This is a genomic window from Streptomyces sp. NPDC003284, assembly GCF_053589675.1.
On record NZ_JBSFSI010000006.1, the window covers coordinates 316,594 to 343,424 of the forward strand.

Annotated in this window: 25 protein-coding genes; 12 read left to right on the plus strand and 13 right to left on the minus strand. The window is 74.9% G+C overall.

Annotated elements, in window-relative coordinates:
- Window positions 1–121: 121 nt before the first annotated feature.
- Window positions 122–1,438, plus strand: coding sequence for a serine-threonine protein kinase (locus tag ACWDYF_RS16285; protein WP_381741460.1), 1,317 nt, complete (start codon window positions 122–124; stop codon window positions 1,436–1,438).
- Window positions 1,439–1,495: 57 nt separating this feature from the next.
- On the opposite strand, the gene ACWDYF_RS16290 is transcribed toward ACWDYF_RS16285, so the two are convergent.
- Window positions 1,496–4,291 carry a penicillin acylase family protein gene (locus ACWDYF_RS16290; RefSeq protein ID WP_389464031.1) on the minus strand — a complete coding sequence of 932 codons (2,796 nt, stop codon included), beginning with the start codon at window positions 4,289–4,291 and terminating at the stop codon, window positions 1,496–1,498.
- Between the two features lie 258 nt (window positions 4,292–4,549).
- Here ACWDYF_RS16290 and ACWDYF_RS16295 point away from each other — a divergent pair, with 258 nt between their 5' ends.
- Both ACWDYF_RS16295 and ACWDYF_RS16300 read left to right on the plus strand, forming a co-directional pair.
- A complete protein-coding gene (locus ACWDYF_RS16295; protein ID WP_018570398.1) occupies window positions 4,550–5,155 on the plus strand; it encodes a hypothetical protein in 606 nt (201 codons plus the stop codon).
- 56 nt (window positions 5,156–5,211) lie between these two features.
- Window positions 5,212–5,937, plus strand: a complete 726-nt coding sequence (locus ACWDYF_RS16300; protein WP_389464028.1) for a 3-keto-5-aminohexanoate cleavage protein — start codon at window positions 5,212–5,214, stop codon at window positions 5,935–5,937.
- Between the two features lie 821 nt (window positions 5,938–6,758).
- Here ACWDYF_RS16300 and soxR read toward each other — a convergent pair.
- Entirely contained in the window at window positions 6,759–7,256 is a 498-nt protein-coding gene (soxR, locus tag ACWDYF_RS16305) for a redox-sensitive transcriptional activator SoxR (protein ID WP_389464026.1), read from the minus strand.
- Window positions 7,257–7,373: 117 nt separating this feature from the next.
- On the opposite strand from soxR, the gene ACWDYF_RS16310 reads away from it, so the two are divergent.
- Window positions 7,374–7,835 carry a MaoC family dehydratase gene (locus tag ACWDYF_RS16310; protein WP_018570401.1) on the plus strand — a complete coding sequence of 154 codons (462 nt, stop codon included), beginning with the start codon at window positions 7,374–7,376 and terminating at the stop codon, window positions 7,833–7,835.
- A gap of 1 nt (window position 7,836) precedes the next feature.
- Here the strand turns inward: ACWDYF_RS16310 and ACWDYF_RS16315 are convergent, their stop codons facing one another.
- The 3 genes from ACWDYF_RS16315 to ACWDYF_RS16325 all read right to left on the minus strand — a co-directional run bounded on the left by ACWDYF_RS16315 (window position 7,837) and on the right by ACWDYF_RS16325 (window position 10,168).
- The gene (locus ACWDYF_RS16315; RefSeq protein ID WP_381741452.1) at window positions 7,837–8,478 is read right to left on the minus strand and encodes a TetR/AcrR family transcriptional regulator; all 642 of its coding nucleotides are present in this window, start codon (window positions 8,476–8,478) and stop codon (window positions 7,837–7,839) included.
- A gap of 121 nt (window positions 8,479–8,599) precedes the next feature.
- The gene (locus ACWDYF_RS16320) at window positions 8,600–8,887 is read right to left on the minus strand and encodes a YiaA/YiaB family inner membrane protein (protein WP_381741451.1); all 288 of its coding nucleotides are present in this window, start codon (window positions 8,885–8,887) and stop codon (window positions 8,600–8,602) included.
- A 129-nt stretch (window positions 8,888–9,016) separates the two neighbouring features.
- Complete coding sequence (locus ACWDYF_RS16325) at window positions 9,017–10,168, minus strand: acyl-CoA dehydrogenase family protein (RefSeq protein ID WP_389464023.1); 1,152 nt, start codon at window positions 10,166–10,168, stop codon at window positions 9,017–9,019.
- Window positions 10,169–10,281: 113 nt separating this feature from the next.
- On the opposite strand from ACWDYF_RS16325, the gene ACWDYF_RS16330 reads away from it, so the two are divergent.
- The 3 genes from ACWDYF_RS16330 (at window position 10,282) to ACWDYF_RS16340 (ending at window position 12,851) form a co-directional block, all read left to right on the plus strand.
- Window positions 10,282–10,923, plus strand: coding sequence for a TetR/AcrR family transcriptional regulator (locus tag ACWDYF_RS16330; RefSeq protein WP_064531960.1), 642 nt, complete (start codon window positions 10,282–10,284; stop codon window positions 10,921–10,923).
- 56 nt (window positions 10,924–10,979) lie between these two features.
- Complete coding sequence (locus ACWDYF_RS16335; RefSeq protein ID WP_389464021.1) at window positions 10,980–11,789, plus strand: ArsR/SmtB family transcription factor; 810 nt, start codon at window positions 10,980–10,982, stop codon at window positions 11,787–11,789.
- 72 nt (window positions 11,790–11,861) lie between these two features.
- Window positions 11,862–12,851: a DMT family transporter gene (locus ACWDYF_RS16340; protein ID WP_389464019.1), complete on the plus strand. Its 990-nt coding sequence runs from the start codon at window positions 11,862–11,864 to the stop codon at window positions 12,849–12,851.
- A 110-nt stretch (window positions 12,852–12,961) separates the two neighbouring features.
- Here ACWDYF_RS16340 and ACWDYF_RS16345 read toward each other — a convergent pair whose 3' ends face one another.
- From ACWDYF_RS16345 to ACWDYF_RS16375, 7 genes are all read right to left on the minus strand, one after another.
- Window positions 12,962–14,044: a Zn-dependent alcohol dehydrogenase gene (locus tag ACWDYF_RS16345; protein WP_389464017.1), complete on the minus strand. Its 1,083-nt coding sequence runs from the start codon at window positions 14,042–14,044 to the stop codon at window positions 12,962–12,964.
- 14 nt (window positions 14,045–14,058) lie between these two features.
- Window positions 14,059–15,447, minus strand: a complete 1,389-nt coding sequence (locus ACWDYF_RS16350) for an aldehyde dehydrogenase family protein (RefSeq protein ID WP_389464015.1) — start codon at window positions 15,445–15,447, stop codon at window positions 14,059–14,061.
- 225 nt (window positions 15,448–15,672) lie between these two features.
- Window positions 15,673–17,037 (minus strand): ABC transporter ATP-binding protein, encoded by a 1,365-nt coding sequence (locus tag ACWDYF_RS16355; protein ID WP_018570410.1) that lies wholly within the window; start codon window positions 17,035–17,037, stop codon window positions 15,673–15,675.
- A 387-nt stretch (window positions 17,038–17,424) separates the two neighbouring features.
- On the minus strand, window positions 17,425–18,120 hold the full coding sequence (locus ACWDYF_RS16360) for a class F sortase (RefSeq protein ID WP_381741440.1): 696 nt from the start codon (window positions 18,118–18,120) through the stop codon (window positions 17,425–17,427).
- Window positions 18,107–18,793, minus strand: coding sequence for a hypothetical protein (locus ACWDYF_RS16365; protein ID WP_018570412.1), 687 nt, complete (start codon window positions 18,791–18,793; stop codon window positions 18,107–18,109). Before ACWDYF_RS16365 ends, ACWDYF_RS16360 begins: the two co-directional genes overlap by 14 nt.
- Before the next feature lie 236 nt (window positions 18,794–19,029).
- On the minus strand, window positions 19,030–19,647 hold the full coding sequence (locus ACWDYF_RS16370) for a TetR/AcrR family transcriptional regulator (protein WP_026252963.1): 618 nt from the start codon (window positions 19,645–19,647) through the stop codon (window positions 19,030–19,032).
- Window positions 19,644–20,465, minus strand: a complete 822-nt coding sequence (locus tag ACWDYF_RS16375) for a nuclear transport factor 2 family protein (protein ID WP_389464013.1) — start codon at window positions 20,463–20,465, stop codon at window positions 19,644–19,646. Before ACWDYF_RS16375 ends, ACWDYF_RS16370 begins: the two co-directional genes overlap by 4 nt.
- A gap of 354 nt (window positions 20,466–20,819) precedes the next feature.
- On the opposite strand from ACWDYF_RS16375, the gene hmgA reads away from it, so the two are divergent.
- Genes hmgA through ACWDYF_RS16390 form a run of 3 tightly spaced genes read left to right on the plus strand, consistent with a single transcriptional unit; the run spans window position 20,820 to window position 24,123 of the window.
- Entirely contained in the window at window positions 20,820–22,136 is a 1,317-nt protein-coding gene (gene hmgA / locus ACWDYF_RS16380) for a homogentisate 1,2-dioxygenase (RefSeq protein WP_389464011.1), read from the plus strand.
- Window positions 22,137–22,162: 26 nt separating this feature from the next.
- Window positions 22,163–22,912: a GntR family transcriptional regulator gene (locus tag ACWDYF_RS16385; protein WP_389464009.1), complete on the plus strand. Its 750-nt coding sequence runs from the start codon at window positions 22,163–22,165 to the stop codon at window positions 22,910–22,912.
- Between the two features lie 26 nt (window positions 22,913–22,938).
- The gene (locus tag ACWDYF_RS16390; protein WP_389464007.1) at window positions 22,939–24,123 is read left to right on the plus strand and encodes a type ISP restriction/modification enzyme; all 1,185 of its coding nucleotides are present in this window, start codon (window positions 22,939–22,941) and stop codon (window positions 24,121–24,123) included.
- A gap of 48 nt (window positions 24,124–24,171) precedes the next feature.
- On the opposite strand, the gene ACWDYF_RS16395 is transcribed toward ACWDYF_RS16390, so the two are convergent.
- Window positions 24,172–24,885, minus strand: coding sequence for a TetR/AcrR family transcriptional regulator (locus ACWDYF_RS16395; RefSeq protein WP_389464005.1), 714 nt, complete (start codon window positions 24,883–24,885; stop codon window positions 24,172–24,174).
- Between the two features lie 64 nt (window positions 24,886–24,949).
- On the opposite strand from ACWDYF_RS16395, the gene ACWDYF_RS16400 reads away from it, so the two are divergent.
- Window positions 24,950–25,906, plus strand: coding sequence for an ATP-binding cassette domain-containing protein (locus ACWDYF_RS16400; RefSeq protein WP_381741429.1), 957 nt, complete (start codon window positions 24,950–24,952; stop codon window positions 25,904–25,906).
- Entirely contained in the window at window positions 25,903–26,685 is a 783-nt protein-coding gene (locus tag ACWDYF_RS16405; protein WP_389464003.1) for an ABC transporter permease, read from the plus strand. The genes ACWDYF_RS16400 and ACWDYF_RS16405 overlap by 4 nt, the downstream gene beginning before the upstream one ends.
- Window positions 26,686–26,831 lie beyond the last annotated feature (146 nt).

Sequence of the window (26,831 nt, forward strand, 5' to 3'; positions counted from 1 at the left end):
CGCACGGCGGCGGCGTGCCGGGGAACTCCTCTTCCGCGCCCGTCCTGACGTATGGCCAACTCGCCCCGGCAGCGGGACGATGCATCCCACATCGCACCGCTTCGGGACGAGGGGGACGGTCATGACGGAACCAGGGACGAATCCGGCCCCCTACTGGGAGCTGACGTTCGACGCGGACGGGGACGTGGACGGCCCGGAGCGGGACCGGCTGCTCGCGCAGGCGGGTGCGAGCGGGGTGCGCGACCTGATCGTCCTCGCACACGGCTGGAACAACGACCGCACCGGCGCCACCCTCCTCTACCGGCACTTCCTCGCCCCCGTCCCGGACCTCGCGCCGGGCGCGCGGGTCGGGTACGTGGGGGTGATCTGGCCGTCGATGCGGTTCTGCGACGAGCCGATCCCCGACTTCCCGCGCTCCGCCGCCACCGGCGCCGCGCCCGGCCCCGCCCTCGACAAGGACACCCGGCACGCGCTGCTGGAGACCTTCCCGGGGCGGGCCACGGTGGTGGACCGGCTGGTGCGGATGCTGGACGAGCGGCCGCGCGAGCAGGGGGCGGAGGAGGAGTTCGGACGGCTGGTGCGGCTGCTGGTGGAGGTGGTGCCGGCGGGACCGCAGGCGCACTTCGCCGCGGACACGGTGGCGGAGGGCGTCCCCGAGAGCGGTCCCCGTATGTTCACCCGGCCCGCCGCGGAGGTCTGCGCGGAGTTCGCCGCCGCCCTCGCGGGCCTTGAGGCGCCCGGCGGCGCGGCGGCGTTCGCGCTGCCGGACCCGTGGGAGGGCGCCAAGGAACTGCTGCGGCAGGCGGCGTACTACGCGATGAAGCGGCGCGCGGGCACGGTCGGCGAGCGCGGGCTCGGACCGGTGGTCGGGCGGCTCGCGCAGGCGGTGCCCGAGCTGCGGATCCATCTGGTGGGGCACAGCTTCGGCGGGCGGCTGGTGTCGTTCGCGCTGCGCGGGCTGCCCGCGCGGGTGCGGGCGGTGAAGTCGGTGACGCTGCTCCAGGGCGCGTTCTCGCACTACGCGTTCGCCGCCCGGCTGCCCGGCGACCCGCGCACGGGCGGGGTGCTCCAGGGCCAGGAGCACCGGGTCGACGGCCCCGTGGTGTGCTGCCACTCCTCCCACGACACGGCGCTCGGCACCTTCTACCCGCTGGCGTCGCGGCTGTCCGGCGACGACCGGTCGGTGCTCGGGGTGGACATCGGGGCGCTGCTCGGTCCCCGGTGGGGCGCCCTGGGGCACGACGGTGTGCAGGGGGTGCCCGGCACGCGCGCGTGCACCCTGGCCGACGCGCTGCGCGGGCCGCTGCCCGCCGCCGGGTGCGTGAACGTGGACGCGTCCGCGGTGATCAGGAACGGCGGGCCGCCGGCCGGTGCGCACAGCGACATCGTGCACCCGGAGCTGGCCCGGCTGGTGCTGGCGGCGGGTCGCGTGCGCTGACCCGCCGCCGGCACCGTCACCGCCGGGGCCCGGGGGTGGCCCGGAGGTGGCCCGGCGTCACCGGTGCGAGGTGTACTCCACGACCTGCTGGTAGGTGGGCCGGTTCTGCCAGCTGATCCTGCCGTGCTTGATGCCGCCCAGGGCGCGCTGGGCGATCGAGTCGGCGCACCACTGGTCGCCCGCCGAGCACTGGTCGTCGCCCGGGTAGACCTGGGCCGCGGTCATTCCCGCCGCCTGCTTGAGCGTGCCGAGCAGGGTGTCGCGGCAGGCGGTCAGGCTGCCGGCGCCGCAGTACTTCTGCGCCAGCGGGCCCTTCACCTGCTCGCCGAGGACCGCGCGGATGTCCTTGTCGACATAGCTCCACCAGCCGTACTGGAAGGCACTTCCGGCGTGCGAGCCGGTCGGGCCGTGTCCGGCGGACGGCGCCTCGTCGACGGGCAGGTTGGCGCCGAAGGCGGTGTACAGGGCGCTGCCGAGGCCCGGTTCGAACTCGGCCTCGACCAGCAGCGGCCACCAGGCGTCGAGGATGCGGACGGCGTCCGCGTCGGCGTACTTCTGGGAGCCGGCCGAGGTCTCGGTGCGGTGGGCGCCCGCGGTCAGCCAGGCCCGCAGCTTGTCCACCGCCGCCGCGGCCGCGGTGTCGGTGACCGGCGCGCCGTCGATCACCTTCAGCAGCTTCGGCAGCACGTCCTCGGCGCGCAGATCGGCGACGGCCGCGGCCGCCATCGCCTGCGTCAGCGCGGTGCGGGTCACCCCGCCGGCCGCGACGAGCTTCTTCACCCGGTCCTCCAGCAGGTTGCCGCGGTGCACCGAGCCCTCGCCCCAGGGCGCGGCCGCGTAGTCCTCGGCCTGCTTGTTGTTCCAGGAGATGTAGTAGTCCTGGTCGACGGAGTTGGGGTGCGCGGCGGGCGCGGTGTAGTCGGCGGTGTTGGCGGCCGGGTCCCAGCCGCGCCACTCGTAGGCGGGCTGCGCCCACACCGGGAACTCGGCGTCGACTCCGGCGGCCCGCACCGGGTTGTCGCCGCTGTTGTAGTACGCGGTGTGGCGGGAGTCGGCGTAGAACCAGTTGAAGGTGAAGTTGATGTGCTGCGCGGCCTTCTGGAAGTCCTGCGGGCCCTTGACGTAGTCGGGGTCGTTGAGCATCTGGAAGCCGATGATGGAGTCGGCCTCGTGCAGGTAGGAGGAGCGCAGGGTGGTGTAGGCGACCTTCTTGCCGCCGACGGTGGCGCGGTACTGGACCGGGCCGTACTTGGTGCGCCACACCCGCATGGTGTACGAACCGGCCGCGGTGCCGTCGGCGACGGTGGGCTTCCACGCGTTGGCCTGCTGGACCTGGTCCATGGCGGTGCAGGTGCCGTGGTAGAGGTAGTGGTGGTCGTCCTGGCACAGCTCGACGGCGTAGGTGTCGATGATGTCCTGGCCGGAGGTCGTGGCGCTCCACGAGTAGTCCTGGCCGCGGCCCAGTTCGACGTACATGCTCAGGCCCGCGAAGGAGGCGCCGCGGGCGCTGATGCCCGGCCCCTGTATCTCCTGGAGCAGCAGCAGCTGCGGGGCGAAGTAGCCGGTCTGCGGTCCGAAGACGGCGACGGGGTGGCCGCTCGCGGTGTGCGCGCCGCTGACGACGAGGGCGTTGGACATGCCCCGGCGGGCCGAGGACAGGGCGCTCTTCGCGACGGTGTCCGCGGTGCCGGTCGCGGTCTGGCTCTTCGCGCTGCCGGTGCGGTCGTACAGCAGGGGTTCGGCCGTCACCGAGCCCGCGTCGGGCAGCGCCTCGCCCTGCGCGGAGGCGGGCTTGGCGGCGTAGGGGAAGCTCTGGCCGTCGTGCAGGGTGAGGACGGCCTCGGGGTCGTTGCGCTCGCGGAAGGACTCCCAGACCCTGGTGCCCTCCGCCACGCCGTACTTGGCCTGGGCCTCCAGCAGCGACAGGGCGTTGTTCACCTCGCCGCCCCCGCCGGCGCCGAACAGCGAGCCGACCACCGAGGCGAGCGCGACCATGTCGGTGACCTTGAAGTGGTCGATGGTGCCCGCGTTGGTGATGGCGTCCTTGTGTCCGGTCAGGACGTACTCGCCGGGGAAGTAGCGGCCGGGGTCGGAGGCGTCGATGTAGGCGTTGATCCCGGCGAGGTAGGCGTTCACGTCCGCGAGGGCCTGCTGCCCGCGCTCCCCGTTCTTGGCCACGGCGGTGTCGATCTGCGCCTGGAGGTCGGCCTCGGTGTAGGGCGCGTTGCGGTAGAACTGCTGTTCAAGGCCCTGGTTGGCGGGGGCGCCGCCCGCGAAGGAGGTCAACTGGCCGCGGCCGACGTGCCGGAAGACGTCCATGAGCCACAGCCGGTCCTCGGCGGCGGCGTACCCGGCGCCGAACTCGGTGCCGTAGCGGGTGGTGCCCGTGATGTGCGGTACGCCCGTCTTCTTGTCGCGGACGATGGTGACGTCGCCGCGTCCGGCCGGCTTCTCGCTGGAGGCGACCTGGCCGGAGGGGACGCCGAACGAGGCGTCGTTGAAGAAGGTGTTGATCTTGTCGGTGGTGAGCGCCGGGTAGCCCTTGGCCAGGTTCGCGTACGGGCCGAGCTGGTCCTCGGCGTGGCCGGGCTGGGTGCCGAACGCCTGGTTGAGGAGGATCTGGGCGAGGGTGGCGTTGCCGTTCTCGCCCGGCGGCAGGATGTCCGAGCACTGTCCGCCGCAGTAGTCGTCCGCGGCCGCGGCCTTCGGTGCGCCGCTCGCGGCAACCGCTTGGGAAAAGGGTGACAAAAGACCGGCAATGAGGACGCATACGGATGCGGTCTTCAGGAACCCGGGGAATCTGCGGGGAGTTCTCATTCTGTCGAGCGCGCTGAGTGGGGTGCGCCGTGGCATGACTGCTCCTCCCGACGGGGGTGGGGCGGGACGTTACCGGCGGTAGCTCCGACTTGGAAGATGAACACGCGTCACTTTTTGGAGTCTGCGTGACGGACATGACGGTCGATCAGGGCGAAGCTGTGGCGGACACCGGAAATCGGATGGAGCCGAATCGCGGGCAGACGCGTCTATCCGACGACGTCGGTACGACCCATCCGTACGACGGCGCCGAAGTGACCGAAGTAGCAGGTGCAGGTGTGACGGAGGTGCAGGGCGATGGCCGGTTTCCGGAGTCTGGCGAGACAGGTGCGGGACCCGCGGTGCGATCTGGCACTGCGGCGCTACTCACTGCGCAAGTGCCTTGAGCGGTTCGCCCCTTACGGGCACCGGGCGACCTGGGACCATCTGTGCTCCCGCGCCGGGTTCGGCCCGGAGGACAGGTCCCCCGACCCGGTGCGGCTCGTGGCCGCGCTGGAGGAGCTGGAGGAGGCGCGTTCGGTGTGGCTCGCCTACGAGGCCGAGTTCGCCGGGCGGCGCAGGAAGGAGAAGCACGACGGGCTGCGCCGGCCGGGCAGCGTGGACGACTGGCACCGGCTGACCTGGGGCGGCTTCGGGGTCGCCTGGTGCGACGACCCCCGGGTGCACCCCGGCGAGCCGCTGGCCGAGGTGCTGCGCCGGCTGATCGCCGCGCTGGAGCGCGACCCGGGCGCGGCGTGCCCGGTGTGCGGCGCGGAGCGCCTGGTGTGGCGGTACGGCCTGGACCACGAGCCGTCCTCGGGACCGGTCTGCGCGGACTGCGGCATCCTGGTCCCGCGGCCCGTGCTCACCCCCGCGGCCCTGGCGGACGCCCGGCGCGGGCGGCGGCTGCTGGTGTCGGCCTGAGCCGGACCGCCGCCGGGGAGGAGTACCGGGGCGCGGTCCGGGGCACTGTCGCGGGCATGCAGGTGTGTCTGAACGGTTCCCGTACGGCCCGGGACGGCGCGGCGGTGCCGCTCACCCCGGACCAGGCGGCCGGGTCCGCGGCGGCGGCCGTCGCGGCGGGCGCCACCGAGGTGCATGTCCATCCGCGTACGCCGTGCGGGCGCGAGAGCCTGTCGCCCCGCGTGGTGGCGGCCACGGTGGAGGCGATCAGGGAGCGGGTGGCCGTACCGGTCGGGGTGACCACGGGCGCCTGGACGGAGCCCGGTCCGGCGGCCCGCCTCGCGCGGGTGCGGGACTGGACCGTGCTGCCCGACCTCGCCTCGGTCAACTGGCACGAGCCGGGCGCCGAGGAGCTGGCCGCCGCCCTGCTCGACCGGGGCGTCGGCGTCGAGGCCGGCCTGTGGTCGGGCACGGACGGCCCGGCCCGGTTCGCCGCCTCGCCGCTCGCTCCCCGGGTGCTGCGCGTCCTGGCGGAGGTGACGGACCCGGCCGCCGCGAGCGCCGAGGCGTCCGCCCGCGCCCTGCTGGCCGCCGTCGGCGACGCGCACGGCCGCCCGGTCCTGCTGCACGGCGAGGAGGCGGGCACCTGGCCCGTCCTCACCCTGGCGGCCCGGCTCGGCCTGCCCACCCGCATCGGCCTGGAGGACACCCTCCACCTGCCCGACGGCGAACCCGCCGCGTCCAACGCCCAGTTGGTCACGGAGGCGCTGCGCCTGGCCCGCCGCCAGGCCGGCGGGCTGTAGGCCGCGGGCGGAACGGGCGCCCGGAGGGATCCCGGACGGCGGCGGGGCGCCTCCCCGTCCGGGGGCTGCTCGGGGCGGTATGGCCTTCCACGGGAGCGCCGGGGCGGTACGGGGTCCCGGCCGGACACCACGCCGGGCGGGCCGGACACCGGACGGGCCGCATGCCGCGCCGCAGGCGCCGCGCCGGGACGGGCCGCAGCCGGGCGCACCGGAGCGGAGCGGGCGCCTCGGCGACGCGCCGGGGCGGCGCGGGCATCCGCGGGCACATCGACGCCGCACGGGTCCCGGGACGGGCACCGCGTCGGGACGGATCCCGGGACAGGCTCCGCGTCGGGACAGGTCCCGGGACGGGCACCGCCCCGGGGCGGACTCCAGGGCGGGCGCCGTGCCGGGACCGCGGGGCTCTCTCGGCGCAGTACCGCGTACGTACGCGCCTGACCCGGGCCCGCCCGCCCGAACGGGTGCACCGGCTCGCGCCGGGCCCGGACGCAGCCGGGGTCGCCCGCCCGCGGGTCGTCTCCGCCCCGCCCGGCGACGGTGATCTCCCGCGCGTACCCGGCTCCCGTCCGGCACCGCCGGTGTCGGCGCCGGGCGCTCCGTCCGCGCGAGCGGACCACGCCGACCCCACGTCCGCCCGAGCACCGGGCTCGTGGCGCGTCCGGCAGGCGCGCCCCTCCCCCGGCGGTGGCGCCCACGTACCTCCACGCCTGCATCCGCCAGAACAGGTGCACCGGCCGACGCCCGGTGCCACCGGAGCGGCGGACACCGCGCGGGCGGACCACGGCGCCCCGGCACCGGACCGGGTGTCGGCGCCGGGCGGGTCAGGAGTTCTTCGGCGGGTCGGCGGCGGGGGCGGGGGTGCCGGGGCGTTCGGCCATCAGGCGGGAGCCGGTCAGGCGGTCGCCGAAGGCGTCGTCCGGGTTGGACAGGACGCAGGTGTCCAGGGAGAGGCAGCCGCAGCCGATGCAGTCGGTGAGGTGGTCGCGCAGGCGGTTGAGCTGCTCGATGCGCTCGTCGAGTTCGGAGCGCCAGGCCGCGGAGAGGCGGGCCCAGTCCTCGCGGGTGGGGGTGCGCTCCTCGGGGAGTTCGGCGAGGGCCGCGCGGATGGTGGCCAGCGGGATGCCGACGCGCTGGGCGGCCCGGACGAAGGCGACCCGGCGCAGCGCGTCACGGCTGTAGCGGCGCTGGTTGCCCGTGGTCCGGCGGCTGCTGATCAGGCCCTTGGCCTCGTAGAAGTGGAGGGCGGAGACGGCCGCGCCGCTGCGGGCGGACATCTGGCCCACGGTCAGCTCGTTGATCTTCTCGGGAATCTGGGGCACTCCTCAGAGCCTACCCACCGCGTCCGGGCCGGTTCCGTTGACAGGGGCCGCCGCACCGAGCATGCTAAGCAGTTGCTTAGACATACGGGACGATGTGCGACGCGAGAGGCCGGGCAGATGGCAGAGCCGAGGATCTTCACCTCCGCCGACGAGCTGAGGGCGGCGGTGGGCGAGCAGCTGGGGTACACCGACTGGCTGGAGGTCGACCAGAAGCGGATCGACCTGTTCGCCGAGGCGACCGGCGACCACCAGTGGATCCACGTGGACCCGGAGAAGGCCGCGGCGGGCCCCTTCGGCACGACCATCGCGCACGGCTATCTGACCCTGTCGCTGCTCCCGCTGTTCGGACCGCAGCTGATCCGGGTCGAGGGCGTGCGGATGGGCGTCAACTACGGCACCGAGAAGGTCCGCTTTCCCTCCCCCGTGCCGGTCGGCTCCCGGCTGCGCGCCACGGCGTCGGTCACCGGCGTGCGCGACGTCGAGGGCGGGGTGCAGGTGAGCGTCGCCTTCACCGTGGAGCGCGAGGGCGGCGACAAGCCGGTGTGCGTGGCGGAGTCGGTCTCCCGCTACTACCTCTGACCTACTCCCGGGCGGCGTCCGGCCGGGCCCCGACCATGCGCAGCACGAGGTCGGCGTAGAGCGCGCCGACCTCCTCCGGGGTGCGGGGCCCCTCGACGTTGAACCAGCGGGCGACGTCGATGCACAGGGAGAGCACGGCCAGCGTCGTGCCGCGCACGTCCGGGACGTCGAACTCGCCCGCGGCCACGCCCTCCTCGACGACCGCGCGCACCTCGGCGTCGACCAGGCGGCGCAGCGCGAGGATCTCGGCGCGGGCGTCCGGGCCGAGGGAGTCGAGTTCGTACTGCACGACGCGCGCGGTGGTGCGCCCGCGTGCGTGCCAGCGGACGAAGGAGCTGACGGCGTCCGCGAGCCGCTCGGTGGCGCTGCCCTCGCGCCGGGCGGCCGTGCGCAGGATCTCCAGCGCCTTCTCGTGGCCGATGCGGCTGATGCGGTGGAGCAGCTCTTCCTTGGTCTTGTAGTGGATGTAGAGCGCGGCGGGGCTCATCCCGGCCCGGCCGGCGATGTCGCGGGTCGTCGTCGCGTGGTAGCCCCGCTCGGCGAAGGCCTCCACCGCGGCCACGAGCAGCCGCCGGGCCGCGTCGGGGGTGACCTCGGCCCACGGGTGCGCGTCCCCGCCGGCCGTCTCCTGCGCCGTACTCATCGCTCGTTCGCCCCTCTCTGCGTCAAGGGGTCCACCATACCGCCGAAGCTGAGCGGGCGCTTAGCATCCCCGGTGGGGACGGTTGCGGCCGGGGCCCGGGGGCGGACCGGGGCGCGGCCGGTCAGATCTTCTCGAAGGGGTCGTGCTCGGAGAGCAGCTTGTCCAGCCGGGCCTGGTCGACCCGGCTGACGATCTGCCCGGCCTCCTGCCGGTCCCGGATCACCTTGGCGAGGGTGAAGGCGGAGGTGACGAGGTAGAGGACGGCGATGGCGAGGAAGGACCGCACCCAGGCGTTGGCGTCCAGCCGGAAGATGCCGATGGCGGTGGCCGCCATGGCGATGGCGAAGGAGGCGACGGCCTGGCCGTAGAAGGCGGCCGTGTTCTGGTGCTTGACCGATGTGTCACTCATGCGGCCCAGCATCCGCGGAGGTGGCCGCCGCCACATCCGCCGGCGTACTCAGACGCGTACTCAGACGTCCGTGCGGCCGGGTCCCCGAGCCCGCGCGGACGGGCGCCCCGGAAGCCGTACGGCCGGACCTCAGAAGGCCGAGACGCCCGTCAGCGCCCGCCCGATGACCAGCTTCTGGATCTGGCTCGTGCCCTCGTAGAGGGTCATCACCCGGGCGTCGCGCAGCAGTTTGCCCACCGGGTACTCGTCGATGTAGCCGTAGCCGCCGAAGACCTGGAGGGCGTTGTTGGCCGCGCGCACGGCGGCCTCCGAGGCGAACAGCTTGGCCTTGGAGGACTCGACGGCGAACGGCTGCCCGCGGTCGACGAGATCGGCCACCCGCCAGGTCAGCAGCCGGGCGGCGTCCACGTCCACGGCGATGTCACTGATCAGCTCCTGGACGAGCTGGTGGCGGGCGATGGGCTTGCCGAACTGCTCGCGCTCGCCCGCGTACCGCACGGCCGCGTCGAGGGCGGCCTGCGCGATGCCGACACAGCCCGCGGCCACCGACATCCGCCCCTTGGCCAGCGCCGACATGGCGACCGAGAAGCCCTTGCCCTCCTCGCCCAGCAGGGCGGAGGCGGGGACGCGCACGCCCTCCAGGACCAGTTCGGCGGTGGCCTGGCCGCGCAGCCCGAGCTTGCCGTGCACGGTGCGGCGGGTCAGACCCGGGGTGTCGGCGGGCACCAGGAAGGCGGAGACGCCCTTGTGGCCGGGGGCGTCGGTGGAGCGGGCGAAGAGCAGCACGACGTCGGCCCAGGTGCCGTTGGTGATGAACATCTTCGTGCCGTCGAGGACGAAGTCGTCGCCGTCGCGCACGGCCCGGGTGGCGAGGCTGCCCGCGTCGGAGCCGGTGCCGGGCTCGGTGAGGCCGAAGCAGCCGACGTACGCGCCGGAGGTCAGGCCCGGCAGCCAGCGCCGCTTCTGCTCCGCGTCGCCCCAGGCGGCGATCGTCTTGGCGACCAGGCCCAGCGAGACGGAGACGATGCCGCGCACGGAGGAGTCGCCGCGGCCCAGCTCCTCGGTGACCAGGCAGTACGCGAGGTGGTCGCCGCCCGAGCCGCCGTACTCCTCGTCGATGGTCAGCCCGAGGAAGCCGACCTCGCCGAGCTTCTTCACGATGCCCCGGTCGACCTCCTCGGCGCGGTCCCAGGCGACGACGTGAGGGGCGATCTCCCGTGCGACGAAGTCCCGGGCGAGCTGCCGTACCGCTGTCTGCTCCTCGCTGAGACCGAGATGCATGACGGATCACCCCACAGATGCCGGATCCCGGGCCTGTGCCGACCCTGGACCTTGAAAGCCGAACAATTAAATTACCACTGCTAGTTTTAGTCCGCAGCCCTACTATGTGCGCCATGGCCCGACCGCGCAAGCCCCTCCTCAGCACCGACCGCATCGTCGCGACGGCGCGGGAGCTGGTGGACGCGGAGGGCCTGGCCGCCGTCTCCACCCGCCGCCTCGCGGCCGAACTGGGCGTCAGCGGCCCCTCGCTCTACAACCACTTCCGCACCAAGGACGAGATCCTGGAGGCGGTCGCGGACTCGGTCAGCGCCCAGGTCGACCTGTCGATGTTCGAGGACGGCCGCGACTGGCGGACCGCGCTGCACGACTGGGCCGTCTCCTACCGGGCCGCCCTGCGCGCGCACCCCAACATCGTCCCCGTCCTCGCGCACGGCCCCGGCCGCCGCCCGGCGGCGCTGCGCCTGGCCGACGCGGTCTACGGGGCGATGGTCGACGCGGGCTGGCCGCCCGCACAGGCCACCTCGGTCGGCGCGCTGATGCGCTACTTCGTCATGGGCTCCGCGCTCGGCTCCTTCGCGGCCGGTTTCCCGGACGACGCGGGCGCCTACGACCCCGCCGACTACCCCCACCTCGGCCAGGCCCATCTGCTCGCCGAGCAGCAGGAGAAGATCGACGAACGCGCCTTCGAGACCGGGCTCGCGGCGCTGCTGGACGGGCTGGCGCACCAGTACGAGCAGGCCCGCGCCGAGGCGTAGCCGCCCGCGGCCACACTTCGGTGCCCGCCGAACCGTCCGTACCCCATCCTGGGAGCATGACCCCCAAGGATCCGCAGGCACCCGCGCTGGCGGCGCTCGCCGGGCTGATCGCCGACGAGAGCCGCGCCGCCTGTCTGCTGGCGCTGCTCGACGGCCGGGCCTGGACGGCCGGTGAGCTGGCCCGGCGCGCGGGCGTGGCCGCCTCCACGCTCAGCGCGCATCTGGACCGGCTCGTCGCGGGCGGCCTGCTCGCCCAGGAACGGCAGGGCCGCCACCGCTACGTCCGCCTCGCCGACGCGCGGGCGGCCCAGCTGGTGGAGGACCTGGCCGCGCGGGCGGCGCCCGCGGCCCGCCGTCCGCGCACCCTGCGCGAGGCGGGCGCCGGTTCCGCGATGGCCCGGGGCCGCACCTGCTACGACCATCTCGCCGGGCGCCTCGGCATCGCGGTGACGGACGCGCTGTCCGCGCGCGGCCTGCTGCGGACGGACGCCGGTGCGGGCACCGGTGGTACGGACCCGGGCAGTACGGGATCCGGTGGCGCGGGGTCGGGTGGCACGGGGACGGGTGGCAAGGGCTCCGCCGGTGCGGGCACCGGGTTCGCGCTCACGGACGCGGGCCTGGGGTGGTTCGCCTCGGCGGGCATCGCGCTGGACCGGCGGGGGCGGCGCCCGCTCGCCCGCGCCTGCCTGGACTGGACGGAGCGCCGCCCCCATCTGGCGGGCGCGGCGGGCGCCGCCCTGTGCCGCCATGCCCTGGACACCGGCTGGTGCGAACGCATCGGCTCGGAACGCGCCGTACGGGTCACCCCGGTCGGCGCCACCGCCCTCTACGAGCTGCTCGGCATCGAGCGCACGGCACTGGGCTGACGGCCGTCCCGCGGACCCGGTGTCCGGAATCCGCGAGCTTTCCCTTCACCTCCCCGCCTAGCCTCCGGAGACATGATGCGTCATCACCAGCTCCTGCCCCCGTCCCGACTGGCAGCCGGAGCCGCCGCGGTCACCGTGGTGCTGTGGGCCTCCGCCTTCGTCTCGATCCGCAGCGCGGGAGCCGCGTACTCGCCCGGGGCGCTGGCGCTCGGACGGCTGCTGGCCGGGGCCGTGGCGCTGGGGGCGCTGTGCCTCGTGCGGCGGGAGGGGTGGCCGCCGCGGGAGGCGTGGCGCGGGATCGCGATATCGGGTCTGCTGTGGTTCGGCTTCTACATGGTCGCCCTCAACTGGGGTGAGCAGCGCGTGGACGCCGGGACGGCCGCCCTGGTGGTGAACGTCGGCCCGCTGCTGATCGCGCTGCTCGGCACGCGGCTGCTGGGCGACCGGATGCCGCCGCGGCTGCTGGCGGGCATGGGGGTGTCGTTCGCCGGGGCGGTGACGGTGGGGCTCTCGATGTCCGGGGCGGGCGGTTCCTCGGTGGTGGGCGTGGCACTGTGCCTGCTCGCGGCCGTCGCGTACGCCTGCGGGGTCGTCGCCCAGAAGCCCGCGCTGGGCCGGGCGAGCGTCCTCCAGGTGACCGCCTTCGGGTGCCTGGTCGGCGCGGTGGCGTGTCTGCCGTTCGCCGGGCAGCTCGTCCACGAGGCCGCCCGCGCGCCGCTGACCGCCACGCTCAACGTGGTCTACCTCGGCCTGTTCCCGACCGCCCTCGCCTTCACCACCTGGGCGTACGCCCTGGCCCGGACCAGCGCGACCCGGATGGGCGCGACGACGTACGCCGTGCCCGCGCTGGTGGTGCTGATGTCATGGCTGGCGCTGGGCGAGGTGCCCGGACTGCTGACGCTGGGCGGCGGGGTGCTGTGCCTGGCGGGCGTGGCGGTGTCCCGCTCGCGGCCGCGGAGGCGGCCGGAGACGGAGGGCATGCCGGAGGCGGAGCGGTCGGTGGCGGACATGCCGGAGGCGGACAGGGGGACGGTCCGGCCGCGTCCCGAGCAGGTGCGCTGACCCGGGCAGGTGCGCTGAGCGGACAGCCCGAGCGGATGCTCGGAGCGAGCGACCGCACGGGCTGCGGCGGGGGCGGGCCGTGGCGATCCGGCGCCCGCGGCGCCCCGGCGTCAGAACACCACCAGGGCCCGGCCGCCTTTCCCCGCCCGCATGTTCTCGAAGGCGGCCGGGATGCCGTCCAGGGCGATCCGCTCGGTGACCAGGGCGTCCAGGTCCAGGCGGCCGGCGCGGACGTGGGCGGCGAGTACGGGCAGGTCCTCGGCCGGGTTCGCGTTGCCGTAGACACAGCCGGAGAGGGTGCGGCCCCAGTGGAAGATCTCCAGGGCGTTGAAGGTGACCTGCTGGTCCTTGCCGCCGATGCCGACGACCGTGGTCCGGCCGCCGCGTCGGGTCGACTCCCAGGCGGCGCGGATGGAGACGGCGCGGCCCGCGCACTCCACGGAGACGTCGACGCCCTGGCCGCCGGTGAGGGCGCGGATCTCGCGCGGGGTGTTCTCGGAGGCGACGATGTAGTCGGTGGCGCCCGCCCGGCGGGCCAGTTCCTCCTTCGCCGGGCTGACGTCGACGGCGACGATCCGCCCGGCGCCCGCGATCCGGGCGGCCTGGAGGGTGGCGAGTCCGACGCCGCCCGCGCCGAAGACGGCCACCGTCTCCCCGGCGCGCACCCGGGCGGAGTGGTGGACCGCGCCGTAGCCGGTGAGGACGGCGCAGCCGAGCAGGGCGGCGGCGGCCAGCGGGACGCCGTCGGGCAGCGGCAGGACGCAGGAGGCGGCGACGACCGTCTCCTCGGCGAACGCGGCGACGTTCAGCCCTGGGTGCAGGTCGGTGCCGCCGGTGGTGCGGGCGTGGACGGCGGCGGCGCCGCCGAGGGCGTTGGCGCACAGCCAGACCTCGCCGAGACCGCAGGCGTGGCAGGTGCCGCAGGACGGCGCCCAGTTGAGGACGACGGCGTCGCCCGGCGCGACATGGGTGACCTCCTCGCCGACGGCGAGCACGGTGCCCGCGCCCTCGTGGCCGAGGACGGCGGGGACCGGGACGCGCATGGTGCCGTCGGTCAGGGACAGGTCGGAGTGGCAGACCCCGGCGGCGGCGAGCCGGACGCGGACCTGTCCGGGGCCGGGGTCGGGCAGGTCGATGCCGGTGATCTCCAGCGGTGAGCCGATGGCGGGCAGGACGGCGGCACGTACGGCCATGGCGCGTGACTCCCTTAGAACTGGAGGGACTTGGTCTGAAGGTACTCGGTGAGTCCGTGCGCGCCGAGTTCCCGGCCGACCCCGGACTGCTTGTAACCGCCGAAGGGCGCCAGCGGGTTGAAGCGCCCGCCGTTGATGTCGACCTGGCCGGTGTCCATGCGGCGGGCGAAGGCGACCGCCTCGGCCTCCTCGGCCGCCCAGACCGCTCCGGCGAGTCCGTAGACCGTGCCGTTGGCGATGCGCAGGGCGTCCTCCTCGTCCTCGTAGCGCAGGACCGACAGGACCGGGCCGAAGATCTCCTCCTGGGCGATGGTCATGCCGGGGGTGACGTCGGCGAAGACGGTGGGGCTGACGTAGTAGCCGCGCTCGCGGGGCGCCTCGGGGCCGCCGGTCACCAGGCGCGCGCCCTCGGCGAGGCCGCGCTCGATGTAGCCGCGGACCCGGTCGCGCTGCCGGGCGCTGACGAGGGGGCCGATGCGGTCGGCGTACTTGGCGGCGGCAGCGGCGGCGAGGGCGACCGCCTCGTCGTAGCGGTCGCGGTGGACGAGCATGCGGGTCCAGGCGCTGCACGTCTGGCCGGAGTTGGACATGACGTTGGCGACGCCGACGTGCACGGCCTTGGCGAGGTCGGCGCCGGGCAGGATGACGTTGGCGGACTTGCCGCCCAGTTCCAGGGCGACCCGCTTGACGGCGGCGCCCGCCGTGGCGCCGATCCGCCGGCCCACGGCCGTGGAGCCGGTGAAGGAGACGAGGTCGACGCCGGGGTGTTCGGCCAGGGCCTGTCCGGCGACCGGGCCGAGCCCGGTGACCAGGTTGAAGACACCGGCCGGGAATCCGGCCTCGTCGACGGCCTCGGCGAAGAGCTGGGCGGTGAGTGGGGTGTCCTCGGCGGGCTTGAGGACGAGGGTGCAGCCCGCGGCCAGGGCGGGGGCGGCCTTGGCGACGATCTGGTGCAGCGGGTAGTTCCAGGGCGTGATGGCGCCGACCACACCGGCGGGCTCGTGCAGGACGGTGGAGTTGCCCGTCCGCTCCTCGAAAGCGTAGGTGGCGGCGAGGTCGGCGTAGGAGGCGGCGACCGCGAGGGACAGGCCCGCGTGGACCGCCTGGGCGAACTGCTCGGGGGCGCCCAGTTCGGTGGTGACGGTCTCGGCGATCTCGTCCTTGCGGGCGGTGAGGACGTCACGCAGGGCGGCCAGGCGGGCGGCGCGTTCGGCGGGCGGGGTCGCGGCCCAGCCGGGGAAGGCGGCACGGGCGGCGCGCACCGCCGCGTCGACGTCCTCGGCGGTGCCCGCGGGGACGGTGGCGACGACCTGCTCGTCGGCCGGGTTCACCACCTCGATGGCGGCGCGGTCGGGGGCGGGGCGCCAGGCGCCGCCGATGTACATGCCGTCGTGTGCCTTCATGGTGCTCCTCCGGGGCGGGGGCGTCGGCCGCGTCGGCGCGCGGTCCACGGGGGGGGTGCGGGCCGGGCTCGGCCGATCCATAAACTAGCGCCGATAGTTTTGTGGCGCCAGGGAACCGTGCCCCTCCCCGCCCGGTGTGCGGCGGCTCACGCCCAAAGGTCACGACAGGCGGCCGCACCCGGCCCTCACTCCCGGCGGTCACTCCGGGCGGCCGCCCCCGGGCGGTCACTCCCGCAGGTCCGGCAGCCGGTCCGGGGCCGGGCAGACGCGTTCGCCGTGCTGGTCGAAGACGAAGAGGTGGGCGAGGTCGACCAGGAGCGGCACCTGCATGCCGTGCCGGAGCCGGATGTCGGGGGTGGTGCGCACCACCAGGTCGCCGGGCAGCCGGGGCTCGGCCGCGGGGGCGCCCTCCGGTGCGGCACCGGTCTCCCCGGCACCCGCCCGGCGCGGCCGGTCGAGCAGCGCCACCGGACCGCCGCGCAGGGCCCCGGCCCGCTCCCGCAGGCGTTCCAGCACGGTGGCGTCGCGGCGGCGGCGCCGGTCCGGCCGGGTGTGCGGGCGCGGCGCCTCCAGCTCCGGTACGACGGCCGGGCTCGACCCGGTGTCGAAGTGGACGAGCACCTCGTGGCCCTGGAACTCCAGGTGCTCGACCAGCCCGGTCAGTGGCACCTCGCCGGGCCGCGCGGCGGCGGGCTTCGCGATCCGTACGGCCTCCGAGCGCAGCCCCACGATCACCTCGCGGCCCTGCTGCACGCGCAGCAACTGGTGGTCCAGGGAGAGCGGTTCGGGCAGCCGCAGGAACTGCTTGCCCAGCCTGATCGTCATGGCCCCGTCGAGCGGGGCGCGGACCAGGCCGCGCAGCAGATTGATGCGCGGGGTCCCGATGAAGGCGGCGACGAACACGTTGCGGGGCAGCGCGTAGACGGCGCGCGGGGTGCCGACCTGTTGCAGCACCCCGCCGCGCAGCACGGCGACCCGGTCGCCCAGCGACATGGCCTCCGACTGGTCGTGGGTGACGTAGAGGGTGGTGACGCCCAGTTCCCGGGTGAGCCGGGCGATCTCGGCGCGCAGATGGCTGCGGAGCTTGGCGTCGAGGTTGGACAGCGGCTCGTCCATCAGGAAGACGGAGGGGTGGCGGGCTATCGCCCGGCCCATGGCCACGCGCTGGCGCTCGCCGCCGGAGAGCTGGCCGGGGAGGCGGTCGAGCAGGTCCTCGATGCCGAGCATCCGGGCGGTGGCGTCGATGCGCGGGCCGTGGTCGGCGCCGGGCGACTCGATGCGCAGCGGGAAGCCGATGTTGCCGCGGCCGGTCATGTTCGGGTAGAGCGCGAAGTTCTGGAAGACCATCGCCATGTCCCGGGCGGCGGGCGGCAGTTCGTTGGCGTACTCCCCGTCGAGCAGCAGCATCCCCTCGGTGATCTCCTCCAGTCCGGCGATCATCCTGAGGACCGTGGACTTGCCGCAGCCGGAGGGTCCGAGCAGGACGAGGAACTCACCGGGCGCCACGTCGAGCGACAGCCGGTCCACCACCCGTGGGGTCTTGCTGCTGTAGGTCTTGCTCACGTCGTGCAGGGAGATGGCGCGTGTCATGAGGCATGCCTTCGGTGACTCACCCAGGCGCTGGGCGCAGCGCGGCGGACGCCTCGCGCGGGTCGTACGGGGCGTGTGAGTCACGGAAGCTAACGGACGGGTGCGGCCCGGGGAAGACATCGGGCACGATCTCGCACACTTTCGTCCATCGGGCGGGATCGGGCGGGATCGGGCGGGATACGGCCGCATCGGGGGATCAGGAGGGTTCGGACGGGTTCCGGTGCGAGGGGGGGGGACGAAGGCGGGCGGTCCGCGTCCAGCGGCGGGGCGGGGTGAAGCGGTCGGCGCCCGCCGCGCCACCCGGCCCCGTCCCGCCCCGCGCCACGCCGCGCGCGCCTCGCCACGCCACCTCCACGCGCGCCCCACCCCGATGCCGTCACGCGCGGCTCACCTCGTCGCCGTCAGATGGGCGAAGACGACCACGTTGCTGGAGTAGCCGGTCCGCCGGGTGTAGAGGCCGCCGCAGGTGATGACGTGCAGCTCGGGCCGCCGGGAGCGGCCGTACACCTCCTTGTCGGGGAAGCGGTCCTTGTCGAAGACCCGCACCTTGTCGACGGTGTACACGGCGGTACGGCCGTCCGCGCGCCGCACCTCGATGGAGCGGCCGGGCTCCACCTGGCCGAGCGCGGCGAAGACGGCGGCACCGGTGGTGGTGTCGCGGTGCCCGACCGCGAGGGCGGTGCCGGACTCGCCCGGGGTGGGTCCGTCCTGGTACCAGCCCACCAGCTTGGGTTTGTCCACGGGCGGGGTCCCGAGCTGCCGGTCGGCGGCGAGGCCGATGCCGGTTACGGGCGCGTCGATGCCGAGCGAGGGAATGCGCAGGGAGGTCGCCGGGGAGCGGGGCAGCGGCCGGGGCGGGGGCCCGGTCGGGGCCGCAGCGCCGTCCGGGCCGTCCCGCCGGTCCGCCGGGGCGGCGGCCGCCTCGGCGTGCGGGCCCGCCGCCCGCTGCGGTGCGCCGTGGTCGCGGTGCCCGTCGCACCGCGTGCCCACCGTGACCAGGACGGCCGTCAGCGCGGCCGTCCTGGCGAGGCGGTAGGCGCGGGTCCGGTACCAGGGCCTGCGTCGGCGCCTACGCGGCGCCACGGGTGCGCCGGCGGTTCAGCCGGAGGTACGCGACCCCGCCGACCACGACGAGCCCCACGGCCGCGGCCCCGGCCACCGGGGTGTACGCGGCGGCCGAGGCGAGGCCGCCGCCGCCCGCGTGCACGCCGCCCTTGGGGCCCTGACCGTTCTGGCCGCCCTGCCCGGCGCCGGGCCCGGAGTGCTGCTCGCCGTTGCCGCGGCCCTGGTCCTCGATCTGCCCGCCCGGACCCTGGGCGCCTTCCTTGCGGCCGTCGTCGTCACGGCAGTTGACGTGGAAGATCTTCTCCTTGGGCACGCCCGCGACGGTCCAGACGAGCTTGTACTGCCCGTCGGCCAGGCCCAGCGGGTCGGTGTGGCCGGCCCCGGCGGCGAGCGCGATGGTGCCGGTGACGGTGGCGCTGGTGGGCAGCGGGGGCATGGCCTGGATGGTGTAGCCGATGGTGGGCAGGACGTCGAAGTTGACGGCGTCCAGGTAGAAGCGGCACACCACCGGGTCGTCCTTCGAGACGCCGAAGGGCACGCCCACCCGGTGGATCTTGATGTCGCCGGCCTCTCCCTGGGCCATCGCCACGGGCGCCGCCAGCCAGGTGGCACCCGCGGCGGTCAGGGCCGTCAGGGCCGCGGCGGCACCGACGCGGGAGCCGAGGGTGCGGGGGACTGTCAGGGTGGGCATGCGCGCTCCTCCGAGTCAGACGATTTTCATACAAATCGCTCTTTCACCTGACTCTCTTTCACATCGCCCGCCGGGGCCACCGCACCCCGCCTCGACGCGCCGTCCACTGTCACCCGCCCGGCGCAACCGGGCACCGGAGCGGGCGGGACGGACAGGGGGACCGGCAGGGGGTGGGGCGCGGACAGGGCGCGCGAGTCCGAGGGGCGGGGACGGGGTGGCCGGGCCGGGCGGGGGCCTCAGCCCAGCACGCGCCCCAGGTACGCCCGCAGCAGTTCCCGCATCTCCTCGATGATCCGCTCGTCGCCCTCGGGGTCGACCCGGAAGGCGAGCTGCACGAGGGTGTCGGCGGTCTCCACGGCGATCAGGAACGCGCGGCGCAGATCGTCGTCCGGCTCGCGGCGCAGATACCCGGCGAGCAGGTGGGTGAGGCGGTCGGCGAGGCGGTGGTTGGGCTCGGCGTGCCGGGCGCCCAGCGGTATCTGGTTGCCGAAGTCCACGAGGGAGAAGCCGGGCGCGGTCCGCTTCATCGCCAGGTACTCGTCGAGCACGGCGTCCATGGCCGGACGCCAGCCGTCGTCCGCCAGCCCCTCCAGGCGCTCCTGGACGCGCTCGGAGTACCGCTCCAGGTTGCGGTGGGCGAGCGCGTCGGCCATCGCGCGCTTGTTGCCGAAGAACCGGTAGACCGAGCCGATGGGCACACCGGCGCGCAGCGCGACGGCGCGGGTGCTCAGGGCGTCGTAGCCGACCTCGTCGAGGAGTTCGGCGCAGGCGTCCAGGATCCTGGTCAGCCGTTCGGCGCTGCGCCGCTGCACGGGTGCGCGACGGAGCGGGGTCGCATGGGGCACGGCACTCATGATGCCCGGCCGGGGCGGCCGGGTGAAGCGGTGCCCGCGGTGCGGACACCGGCACCCGGGTCGTCCCCCGCGCACACGGCTCCCCGCGCGCCGCGCGCCCCGAGTGCGGAGGGAGCCGGGAACGCGGGCGCGGGCGGTACGGGAGCCGCGAGCGGCGCGGACGGCGCGGGCACCGGCGGCGCGGGGCGTACGGGCACGGAGGGCGCACCACCGGAGGGCGCACTCCCGTACGACGCGGGCGCGGAGGACACGGGCACGACCGGCCCGGACACAGAGGGCGCAGTGCGCACGGAGGGCGCAGAAGGCACGGAGGGCGCGGAGGACGCAGAGGGCACGGACGGGTTCACGCCCCCCTCGGGCCGGACACCCGCGCCGCCCCCGGACGGCGCCGCGCCCGAGCCGCCACCCCCGGGCACGGCCGCCGCCCCCTTCGCCGCGTGCGGGTCCGACGCCGTGATGTCGGCGGTGCTCTGCACGGGCCTGCCGGAGACCGCCCAGACCGTGTCGTCGTCGGCGTAGAGGCGGGCGGTGACGTGGTGGGTGCCGCGCGGGACGAGGCGGGCGGAGAGCCGGTACTCGGGGGCGTGCAGGCGGCCGACGAGGCGGCCGTCCACCAGCAGATGGGCGAGACCGCGGCCGGACACCGGGCGGGCCGCCGTACCGGCCGGGGAGAAGCGGAAGCGGCGGACGGTCAGCCGCACGTCCCAGCTGCCCGCCGCGTCCGGCCGCACCTCGACGCCGATCTCGGGCGCGCCCTTGCGGTCCACCTCACGGTAGGCCCGCCCCTCCTCGTCGGTGTGATCGATGATCTTCCCCACCGGGGTGGCCGACCCGCCGGCCCCGCTCTCTGTGCTCTCTCCGTTCTCTCCGTTCACTCCGCTTTCCCGGCTTTCCCGGCTCTGCCCACTCCCCCGGCTCTGCCCGCTCCCCCGCGCACCGTCCGCCCCGCAGCCGGCCGATGCGGCGAGCAGCAGGGCGGACACCGCGAGCGCCGCGAGAGGCCGGCGCGTCCACGACGTCATGCCCGGGAGCGTAGAACAGCCCTCCGGCGGCCGGATCCCCCTCAGGTCTGGTTCCGGCCGTCCGCCGGAAGGAGGGCCGACGTCCCTCTTGCGCCCGGGAAATCGCAATCCTACGGTGCTCCATAGGAATCAGGTTGCAAGGGAGCGATCATGAGCGGGGACGCACGCAAGACCGCCGAGGCACTGGAGTACCTCTCCGGTTTCGGCAACGAGCACAGTTCGGAAGCCGTTCCGGGCGCGCTGCCCGAGGGCCGCAACTCGCCCCAGCGCGCGCCCTTCGGGCTGTACGCGGAGCAGCTCAGCGGTGCGGCCTTCACCGAGCCCAGGGCGCACAACCGCCGTTCCTGGCTGTACCGCATCCGCCCCTCGGCCGCCCACCCGGCGTTCACCCGCGCGGGCAACGGCGCGCTGCGCACGGCCCCCTTCACCCAGGCCGTCCCGGACCCCAACCGGCTGCGCTGGAACCCGCTGCCGAAGCCGGGCCCGGACACGGACTTCCTGGCGGGCCTGTGGACCCTCGGCGGCAACGGCGACGCCACCCAGCGCACCGGCATGGCGGTGCATCTGTTTCACGCCAACTCCTCGATGGAGCGCGTCTTCAGCGACGCGGACGGCGAGCTGCTGATCGTGCCGGAGCGGGGCGGGCTGCTGCTGCGCACCGAGTTCGGCCTGCTGCACGCCGAGCCCGGCCACGTGGCGCTGATCCCGCGCGGGGTGCGCTTCCGGGTGGAGCTGCTGGACGGGACGGCCCGGGGATACGTCTGCGAGAACTACGGCGCCCCCTTCCGCCTGCCCGACCTCGGTCCCATCGGCGCCAACGGCCTGGCCAACGCCCGTGACTTCCGCGCGCCGGTGGCCGCCTACGAGGACACCGAAGGCCCGGTGGAGGTGGTCAACAAGTTCTGCGGCAACCTCTGGACGGCCACCTACGACCACTCCCCGCTCGATGTCGTCGCCTGGCACGGCAACCATGTGCCGTACGTCTACGACCTGCGCCGCTTCAATGTCATCGGGACGATCTCGTACGACCACCCGGACCCGTCGATCTTCACGGTGCTGACCTCGCCGAGCGACACCCCGGGCCTGGCCGGGGTGGACTTCGTCGTCTTCGCGCCGCGCTGGCTGGTGGGCGAGGACACCTTCCGGCCGCCGTACTTCCACCGGAACGTGATGAGCGAGTACATGGGCCTGATCGAGGGCGCCTACGACGCCAAGGCGGAGGGCTTCGTGCCGGGCGGCGGCTCGCTGCACAACATGATGTCGGCGCACGGCCCGGACCGGGAGACCTTCGAGCGGGCGAGCGCGGCCGAGCTGAAGCCGCAGAAGATCGACGACGGGCTGGCGTTCATGTTCGAGACCCGCTGGCCGGTGACGCTCACACCGCACGCGGCCCGCGCGGACCACCTCCAGCAGCGCTACGACGACGTCTGGCAGGGCCTGGAGAAACACTTCCGGCCATTGCACTGAACGGATCAGACCGGTACGGATAGCCCGTGACCTCCTTTGCTCCGGATTCGATCGTCCTGAACCGCAAGCTGCCGCTGTGGTACCAGGTGTCCCAGTCCCTGCGTGCCTCGATCCTCGGCCGCTCGCCCCGGGACCCGCTGCGCCTGCCCACCGAGGAGCAACTGGCGGGGCACTACGGCGTGAGCGTGCTGACCATGCGGCAGGCGCTGAAGGAGCTGGAGGAGGAGGGGCTGATCACCCGGCACCGGCGGCGCGGCACCTTCATCGCGCCCACGGCCCACCGGGGCGCCCCGGTGCGGCTGCTGGGCTCGGTGGACGCGATCGTGGCCCAGCAGTCCGGTATGACGACCGAGCTGCTGGACCACGGCACCGCGCCGGTGACGGCCGAACTGGCGGAGTTCTTCCCGGACCTGGAGGAGGTGGCGGCCTACCACCGGCTGCGCAGCGACGAGAAGACCGGCGAGCCCACCAACCACGCCCGCAACTACGTCCGTCCGGAGCTGGCCGAGCGGATATCGCCGCACGACCTGGTGCGCTGGCCGATGACCAAGGTGCTGCGGGACGTGGTGGGCGTCGGCATCAGCCGGATCACGGACACCGTGCAGGCGCGGCTGGCCGACCCGGAGACGGCCCGGCTGCTCGAAGTGCCGCTGCTGAGCCCGATCCTGCACTACACGGGCATCACCTACGACGAGGCGGGCCGGCCGCTGGACGTGGTCGTCATCCACTACCGCGGGGACCGGTTCTCCTTCACGGTGACCCTCGACGCCACGTGACCTGCGGGCCGTCGCCGCGTCGTACGATGCCCCGCGTGACGCACGACGACGCCCCGCTGCTGGCGGACCTCATGCCGTGGTCCGTCGCACCGCCGCGGCTCGGCCGGCAGTGGCCCGCGGCTCCCGACGCCGGCTGTCTCAGGGCCCGCTGGGACGCGCTGCTGAAGGCCGAGGGGGCGGACCGGGAGGCCCTGTTCGAGCCGACGCGCGCCCGCACGCCGTACACCGCGGCCGGACAGCTGCCCGGCCGCTCCGGCGGCACCGGGCGGCTGGACCGGGACCCGGGCCCGTGCCCGGAGCCGGTACGGGTGCTGATGGCGCCCTTCGACGAGCAGTGGCTCCTCGCGGACCACCGGCTGATCGACGCGGCCCGGCCCGAGCTGTGGCGGGTGGCGGACGAGCGGCAGGTCTTCGTGGTGGAGCCGGGCACCGCCCCCGGCGCGGCCGGTCCGGCGCTGCTGGCGACCTCGCTGCCGCCCTTCCTGCGGCCGGGCCGCATCCGCCCGCTGTACCGCCGTCCGGGCGCGCGGGAGCCCAACCTGGCACCGGGCCTGCCGGAGCATCTGGCCGCCCTCCTGGGGCACCGCCCCGAGCCGCTGGACGTGCTCGCCTGGATCCTGGCGGCGGCGCGGCCGGGCCCGGACGGGACGGCCGTGCCGCTCACCTCGGACGCCGGCCGGTGGGCGCGGGGCGTCGCGGCGGGCCGCCGGGCGCTGTGGCTGATGCGCCGCGACGGCGAGCGCCCCAGACTGCCCGGCGGGCGCCGCCCGTACGTCCGCGCGCCCCTGCCGGACCATCCGCGCGCCCTCCACTACGACCGGGCCGAGGAGACCCTCCACCTCGACGCGGGCCGCGTCTCCCCGGTGCCCGCGGCCGCCTGGGACTTCGAGACCGGCGCGGGCCGGGTCCTGGAGCAGTGGTTCGCGGCCCGGACGGAGCGGGGCGAACCGGGCACCCTGGCGGCGATCCGCCCGCCCCTGTGGCCGCAGGCGTGGACCTCGGAGCTGCTGGAGCTGATCACCGTCCTGGCGCTGCTGGCCGAGGCGCGGGCCGGGCAGGAGCCGCCGGAGGCCCCGGAGCCGGACCGGGCGGTCACGGCGTCCGCGCTGCGGGCGGCGGGCGTCCTGCCGGTGCCGACGGCGGCCCGGCGGCCGGCCTCGGTCCTGGACCACGCCGAGGAAGGCCCCGGGGGCCAGTTCACCCTGATCTGACGGTACGGCCCGGCCGGGGTGCGAAGCCCGTGGCCGGGCGGCGCGCGCTCAGCCGCGCGGGCGGAACCCGTCCAGGACCCGCACCAGGGCCCGTTCGAACACCGCCTCCAGGTCGATGGGTCCGGCGTCCTCCGCGAAGGCCGCCGCCAGGCGCGGGTGGGCGCCGCTCGCGATCCGGCCGCCCAGGTAGGCGATCCGCACGGCGTTCTCCTGCTCCGCCGTCCAGGGCAGGGAGCGGGTGCGCTCAGCGACCGCCAGTTCGTCGGCGACGTACATGGTCACCACGGCGTTGACCATGGCGATCAGCTCCATCTTGGTGCCGTAGGGCGCCTCCAGCGGGTCCAGGCAGGCCAGGCAGTGCTCCAGATAGCGCAGGGCGTTGGGGCTGAAGCCGTAGATCCCGGACATCAGGCGGGGCAGCCAGGTGTGGCGGCGCATCAGGGACCGGGTCTGGTGGCCCACCCGGACCATGTCGGCGCGCCAGTCGCCGCTGGGCTCCCACAGCTCGTGCTCGCCGCTGACGGCGTCCACCATCAGCTCGTACAGGTCCTCCTTGCGGGGGACGTAGTTGTACAGCGACATGGTGCCGCAGCCCACTTCGGCGGCCACGTGCCGCATCGAGACCGCGTCCAGGCCGCCGGCGTCGGCGAGCCGGACGGCCGCCGCCGCGATGTCGGCGCGGGTGAGGGCAGGCTTCGGCCCCCGCCCCGTCCGCTCCGGGCGGGCCCAGATCACCTCGGGTTCGGCGCCTCGGCCGGCCATGGGACATCACCTCGCCCCACCATCGTAGTTACGTACAGCGTACGTAGTGCGCTATGGTCGCCCCATGACAACTACGTACGCTGTACTTAGTGAGGGTCTGGAGAAGCGGTTCGGTGCCGTCCGTGCCGTGCGCGGCCTGGATCTGGCGGTGGCCGAGGGCACGGTCTGCGGGGTGCTCGGGCCGAACGGCGCGGGCAAGACGACGGCCGTACGGCTGCTGACGACGCTGCTGCGGCCGGACGCGGGCTCCGCCCGGGTGGCCGGGCACGACCTGGTGCGCGAACCGGCCGCCGTGCGCCGCCGGATCGGGGTGACCGGACAGGACACGTCCGTCGACGCGGACCTCACCGGACGGCAGAACCTGCGGCTGTTCGCCCGGCTGCACCGGATCCCGGACGCGGCGGCGCGCACCGGTGAGCTGCTGGAGCGGTTCGGTCTCGCCGAGGCCGCCGACCGCACCGCCGCCACCTACTCGGGCGGGATGCGCCGCCGGCTGGACCTCGCGGCCAGCCTGCTGTGCCGGCCCGCCGTGCTCTTCCTGGACGAGCCCACCACCGGCCTCGACCCGGCCAGCCGCAACCGGATCCGGGACGCGGTGCGCGAACTGAAGCAGCAGGGCACGACGGTGGTGCTGACCACCCAGTACCTGGACGAGGCCGACCGGCTGGCCGACGACATCGCCCTGGTGGACCGGGGCCGGGTCGCGCACACCGGATCGCCCGCGCGGCTCAAGTCCCTGATCGGCACGCGCGCCGAGGTCGTGGTGGCGCACCCGGACGAGATGGCGCGGGCGGCGGCCGTCCTGGACCGGCTCACCGGCGCCGAGCCGGTGTTCGACCACGAGCGGGCCGCGGTCGGCGCGGTCGCCACCGACCCCACCCTCACCCTGCCCCGGCTGGTGCGCGAACTGGACGCGGCGGGCGTGCTGTTGCTCGACGCGAGCCTGAGCCCGCCCACCCTGGACGACGTCTTCCTCCGGCTGACCGGAGCCGCCCACGACAGCGAGGAGATCGCGGCATGAGCGCACTGGTGCACGACGGGACGGCGCTGGCGGGCCGCCAGCTGCGCCGGGTCCGCAACAACCCGGGCCTGGCGGTCCTCACCCAGGTCATGCCGATCAACATGCTGCTGTTCTTCGGCTACGTCTTCGGCAGCGCGCTGGCCGTGCCCGGCCGCGAGTACCGCGCCTTCCTGGTGCCCGGACTGCTCGCGGCGACCGCGGCCGGCGGGATCATGACGGGGATGTTCCAGTCGGCGCAGGACGTCCACCGGGGGGTGAACGACCGGCTGCGCACCATGCCGGTGAGCCGGGCGGCGGTGCCGCTCGGGCAGGCGGTGGCCGACCTCGTCGTCACGGCGGCCGGGACCGTGCCGCTGCTGCTGGTCGGGCTGGCGGTGGGCTGGCGGATCGAGGGGGGCGCGGCCGGGGCGGCGGGCGCCGTCGCCCTGCTGCTGCTCTTCCGGTTCGCCTGCACCTGGGTGGGGATCTGGCTGGGGCTGCTCACCCGCAGCGAGGAGGCGGCCGGTCAGCTCGGCGCCGCGACCTTCGTCCTGCCGCTGCTGTCGAACGCGTACATCCCGACCGGGAATCTGGCGCACTGGCTGCGTGTCCTGGCCGAGTGGAACCCGATCAGCGCGCTCACCACCGCGTTGCGCGACCTCTTCGGCAACGCCCCGGTCCCGGAGCACGCCTCCTGGCCGGTGGCCCATCCCGTCGCGGGGACGCTGGCCTGGTGCGCGGTGCTGCTCGCCGTCAGCGCGCCGTCGGCGGTGCGGCGGTACGCGCGCGCCGAGGGCTGAACGGCGAGGGCCGGGCGGCGGGCGCGGCGCGGGTCCGGGCGCGGACGGGGGGCCGCTGTGCGCGGCGGGCGGCCGACTCCCGTGCCGCGCCGGTGCCGCTCGGGCACAGGAGCGGGAAGCCGTACGGGGCGCCGCGGCCGTGGGGA